The sequence below is a fragment of the Rhodococcus sp. A14 genome (assembly GCF_011603105.1).
Taxonomy (GTDB): Bacteria; Actinomycetota; Actinomycetes; order Mycobacteriales; family Mycobacteriaceae; genus Rhodococcus_F; species Rhodococcus_F opacus.
The window spans coordinates 1-4,079 of the sequence record NZ_JAAOQS010000214.1 but is presented as its reverse complement, the minus strand read 5'-3'; the positions used below and the strand labels follow the sequence as shown (position 1 = coordinate 4,079).

Here is a 4,079-nt window from a genome sequence, read left to right as displayed (position 1 = left end):
CCCCCGGGCAACCCACCCCGCGGATGCGCTTCGCGTTCGCCTCCTGCCAGTCGTGGAGTTCCGGCTTCTACACCGCCTACGAGCACATGAGCGAGGAAGACCTCGATCTGGTCGTCCATCTGGGCGACTACATCTACGAGCGCGGGTGGCGGCGCGGCCGCGAGGGAATGTCAATGGGAGTCGACCGCGGCGAAGCCGTCGATCTGCCCAGCTACCGGTTGCACTACGCACAGTACAAAGCCGAGCAGCCGCTGCGCGACGCGCATGCGGCGTTTCCCTGGATCGTGACCATGGACGATCACGAGGTCGACAACAACTGGGCCGCGGACTCGCCGGGACTGGGCCTCGATATCTACCGAATTCCCGCCCTGTTCCGCCGCCGCCGTGCCGCGGCCTTCCAGGCGCTCTACGAGCACCAGCCGCTGCGACTCACGCAGCGGCCCGCGGGGCCGGGGATGCGCCTGCACCGACGCTACCGGTTCGGCGATCTCGCGCAGATCACCATGCTCGATACACGGCAATACCGGGACCGGCAGGCCTGCGGGGGTGACGTCACGGCGCACTGCGTCGACCGGCTCGACACCGACCGCACAATGCTGGGTGCACAGCAACGTAACTGGCTGCTCGACGGATTCACCGGCTCCCCGGCCCGCTGGCAGATCATCGGCAATCAGGTGGCGATGGGCCAGACCGACAACGACCCCGGCCCGGACACCGTGGTGTCCTCCGACTCGTGGGACGGATACGTCGCCGATCGCAACACCGTCCTCGGCGCCGCAGCCGATCGCGGCGTCCGCAACCTGGTGGTGATCACCGGCGACCGTCATCAGAACATCGTCGCCGACCTGCGCCGGGACTACGCCGACCCCGAATCACCGGTCGTCGCGTCGGAATTCTCGGGAACCTCGATCACTTCCGCCGGCGACGGCGCCGACATCAACGACACCGGGCGCCGCCTGCTGGCCGCCAATCCCGACATGAAATTCTTCAACGCACAGCGTGGATACGTGCTGGTCGACCTAAATCACCGATTGTGGCGCAACGACTTCCGCGTCGTTCCGTATATCCGGCGCCCGGGCGCGCCTATCCACACCCGCGCCAGCTTCGTTGTCCAAGATCAGAGACCCAGCGCCATCGAGGCGTGACGACCGGATACTGCCATCCGTGACTTGACAAGCCCGCTATTCCCCCTGGCCCGCGGACCGGGCACCGCTGAGCAGTGGTGCCAGTGCCGAGTGGCCGTATCGCCCAGGCACTCCTCTGAGAAGAACGTGTCTCGGCCGCGCACGGGGTCGGGTAATGGCCTCAGTTGTCGAGGAACCGGCGGATCTCCGGGGCGACGGCGTCGGCGAGATCGTCGGCTGTCCGCAGCGCGTCGAAGGACACGTTCTCTCGTCGAGTGTGTCTCATGCGGGTTGGTCGCGCTCATGCGTTCGGCGAGCTCGGCCGGATGGCGCTCGTCGGCGCCGGGGACGATGAGCACCGGAACCTCGATCGCGTTGAGTTCGTCGAGCGTGTCGAATGAGCGGTCACGCCCAATGGCGGCCGCGGCGGCGACGCTTCCCGGGTCGGCGCGCGGTATCGCAGAGCGCACCGGGTTCCCGATCAGCGGTTGCAGGTGGGGGAGGAACAACTCCCACGCCGCTTCGATACCGTCTGCGCGCACCGGCTCGGCGAAGCGGTCCATCAACGCGGTTTCGGCCAATTTTGCGTCGTCGTCCTCGATATCCTCGGCGCTGATCACGACGACCGCCCGAACCCACGAGGGAAAGGCCAAACCGGCGCGTAAGGCGATGGTGCCGCCCAACCCGGTCCCGCCGACGACGGCCCCCGGAACCCTGAGGTGGTCGAGCAGGGCGATCACGTCGTGGGCGTAACGACTCCACGTGTGCAGCGCCGGATCCCGGCACACCGAACGGCCGTATCCCCGCCCGGGCCGCGTGTTGAGGCCTCCACCAGCTCCGATCTGCCTGCCGCGCCCGGAAGGTGGCCGTGGTCGGTGCGTTCGAGTTGGTACTCGATGACGACGGAGCGGTCGTTGCCGTCCTTGGCGTGGATGTCGAGGCGGAAGTCGCCGATCCGCACTTCGGTGGCGACGACGGTCAGAGTCATTTCGAGGGCGTCGGCGAGGACGTCGATGTTTTCGGCGAGCCACGGGGTGAAGTCCCCGGACTCGGAGGGCGTCCGCAATGCGGCGGAGCCTGCCCAGATTCTTGCTGTCGAGTTCGTCCATGTCGACTCGCCCCCACTTCCGCGCACGTCCTTCGTTGTGGGGTCAGCGTACGGCCGACCACCCAGCGCCGGTGCCGTTCATGACCGGAATGAGCCTGTGTGTGTTGCGGATAGATCGCAGCCACGCACAGGGACAGCGGCGACCGCGGTCACCAACGCCCGCTTCCGACAGCATCAGTGTTCTGGGCTGCGGCGTGCACGCTGCGCGGCGAAGACGACCACGTCGCCCGCGCTGCGCGGGCGACAAGTCGGCACGCACGAGCTGGGTGACCGGCGAGCCCCTCGCCGACCGCATGGGACGCGACCCCGTGAGGATCCTCGGTCACTGGCGGCGGGGGCTGCCGCGTCGGCTACAGAACGACCTCGACATGTTGGTCACGACGAAGCGCCCGATGACTGTTCCCGGCCTTACTCCCCGTGTGCACGAGGTGACGGCGTCTGGGCTCTGGCGCGTTTCTTCCCGCGGAGCGGGTCAACCTCCCCGGGCGTTCGATGAGGGTGGGGCGTGTGGGTTCGGCTGTCCGGCGGAGGTGACGGTGAGTGTCCAGTCACGGCGTTCGGTGACGGTGCGGTGTAGGTGCTGTGTCCAGCGGCGGCGTTCGTCGCTACTTCGTTCGTGGGTGATCGTGATTCGCCGCGTCCACCTTTCGGGCAGCCCGCGGTCGTTGATCGCAAGCCCGATGACAACCCGAAGTTCGGGATCGGATGCTGCGGTGACCACGATGCGGCCGGGTTCGCAGCCCATCTCCATCTGGGCCCCGAGCACCGCGGCGACCACTTCGGCCACCTCGAGCACGGACTGCGCCCCGACCACGTCGATGTAGTCGACTTCGGTCATCTCGGTCCTCCATTCCGTGCCGGCGGGGCCCTCGATTGCCGGCTCCGTGGACCGAATCACATCACGCACGTCGGTCGGCGGTTCGAGTGGCACCGGCGGCCCATGCATCAGCAGACAGGAACGGGTCGGGTGTCACCGGTACCGGTCGGGTGCACGCGGCCCGCGGCTACCGAGCGCACGGTGCATTGCGCGTCATGCGAGGAGCGGCCCGCATGGCGGTGCCATCCCCTCCGGTGACCTACGACGGCGCTCCTGGTCTGGACTTCTCGTTCCCGTCCAGCCGTGTTTCGGGCCGGACGGAGGGCGGGAGTGGTGCAATGAAGGTGTGTGACGAGGTGGGTGAGCGATGAAGCAGGTCCTGAAGGCGGTGCTGGTGTGCCTGGTCGTGGGCGCCGTCGTGCTTGTGGTGTGGGTGGTCGCGTCGCGACCGGATTCGCCCGAGCCGCCGCGCCCGCTGCCCGATACCGCGGTCATGGTTCACGGCGGACCGACGACGTGCAGTGAATTATTCGGGCAGTCCTGTGATTTCGGGTTGCAGTCCGCCTTCAACCGGTGGGGGACAGGCCTCGCTCCGTTCGTCGATTCCGGGGTCTTGGGCCCGTACGCCGAGTGGATCGGGTTCGTGGCGTCGGCGAAGCTGAGTCTGGATGCCTGCGCACTCTCGCACACCACCGGAAAGACGGTCCTCGAATTCATCGAGCAGGCGCAACGGCAACACCCGGACGCCGGCAGCCCCGAGCTGTTTCCGTTCTGGAACCGGACCCGGCAGACCCTGTGCCCCTTGTGACCCGCACCGTCGATCATCGCACGACGGCGACGCTATTGACGCCTCACTTGTCGCAGGCGATACCGTCCTTGTCCCGGTCGAGTTTCGTCGAGTAGCCGGGCTCGCCTTGGTAGATCGGCGCCGCACCGGCTGCTTTTGCGTCGGCGCAGGACGCGTAGCTGACCGATGATTGCGGGGCGGTGTGGATCGGCGCTGGGGGGTTGGCCGGAATCGCGGCGGGGG

The 4,079-nt window shown here is 67.6% G+C and carries 6 protein-coding genes; 2 read left to right on the top strand and 4 right to left on the bottom strand.

Annotation, left to right across the window (positions count from 1 at the left end; translation table 11 throughout):
• Positions 1–1,145 (top strand): alkaline phosphatase D family protein (locus tag G9373_RS44690; protein ID WP_167121219.1); only part of this gene is annotated, 1,145 nt, incomplete at its 5' end.
• Here the strand turns inward: G9373_RS44690 and G9373_RS44685 are convergent.
• From G9373_RS44685 to G9373_RS44675, 3 genes are all read right to left on the bottom strand, one after another.
• On the bottom strand, positions 1,118–1,864 hold the full coding sequence (locus G9373_RS44685; protein ID WP_240961147.1) for a hypothetical protein: 747 nt from the start codon (positions 1,862–1,864) through the stop codon (positions 1,118–1,120). The genes G9373_RS44690 and G9373_RS44685 overlap by 28 nt on opposite strands.
• The gene (locus G9373_RS47500) at positions 1,861–2,190 is read right to left on the bottom strand and encodes a hypothetical protein (protein WP_240961146.1); all 330 of its coding nucleotides are present in this window, start codon (positions 2,188–2,190) and stop codon (positions 1,861–1,863) included. The genes G9373_RS44685 and G9373_RS47500 overlap by 4 nt, the downstream gene beginning before the upstream one ends.
• A 514-nt stretch (positions 2,191–2,704) precedes the next feature.
• Positions 2,705–3,070, bottom strand: coding sequence for a hypothetical protein (locus G9373_RS44675; RefSeq protein WP_133987563.1), 366 nt, complete (start codon positions 3,068–3,070; stop codon positions 2,705–2,707).
• Between the two features lie 346 nt (positions 3,071–3,416).
• On the opposite strand from G9373_RS44675, the gene G9373_RS44670 reads away from it, so the two are divergent.
• On the top strand, positions 3,417–3,857 hold the full coding sequence (locus tag G9373_RS44670; protein ID WP_167121217.1) for a hypothetical protein: 441 nt from the start codon (positions 3,417–3,419) through the stop codon (positions 3,855–3,857).
• Between the two features lie 43 nt (positions 3,858–3,900).
• Here the strand turns inward: G9373_RS44670 and G9373_RS44665 are convergent, their stop codons facing one another.
• Complete coding sequence (locus G9373_RS44665) at positions 3,901–4,044, bottom strand: excalibur calcium-binding domain-containing protein (RefSeq protein WP_167121221.1); 144 nt, start codon at positions 4,042–4,044, stop codon at positions 3,901–3,903.
• Positions 4,045–4,079: the final 35 nt, after the last annotated feature.

Coding starts and splice junctions, on each gene's coding strand:
- G9373_RS44675 (WP_133987563.1), bottom strand. CDS start 3,070: ATGACCGAAGTCGACTACATCGACGTGGTCGGGGCGCAGTCCGTGCTC.
- G9373_RS44670 (WP_167121217.1), top strand. CDS start 3,417: ATGAAGCAGGTCCTGAAGGCGGTGCTGGTGTGCCTGGTCGTGGGCGCC.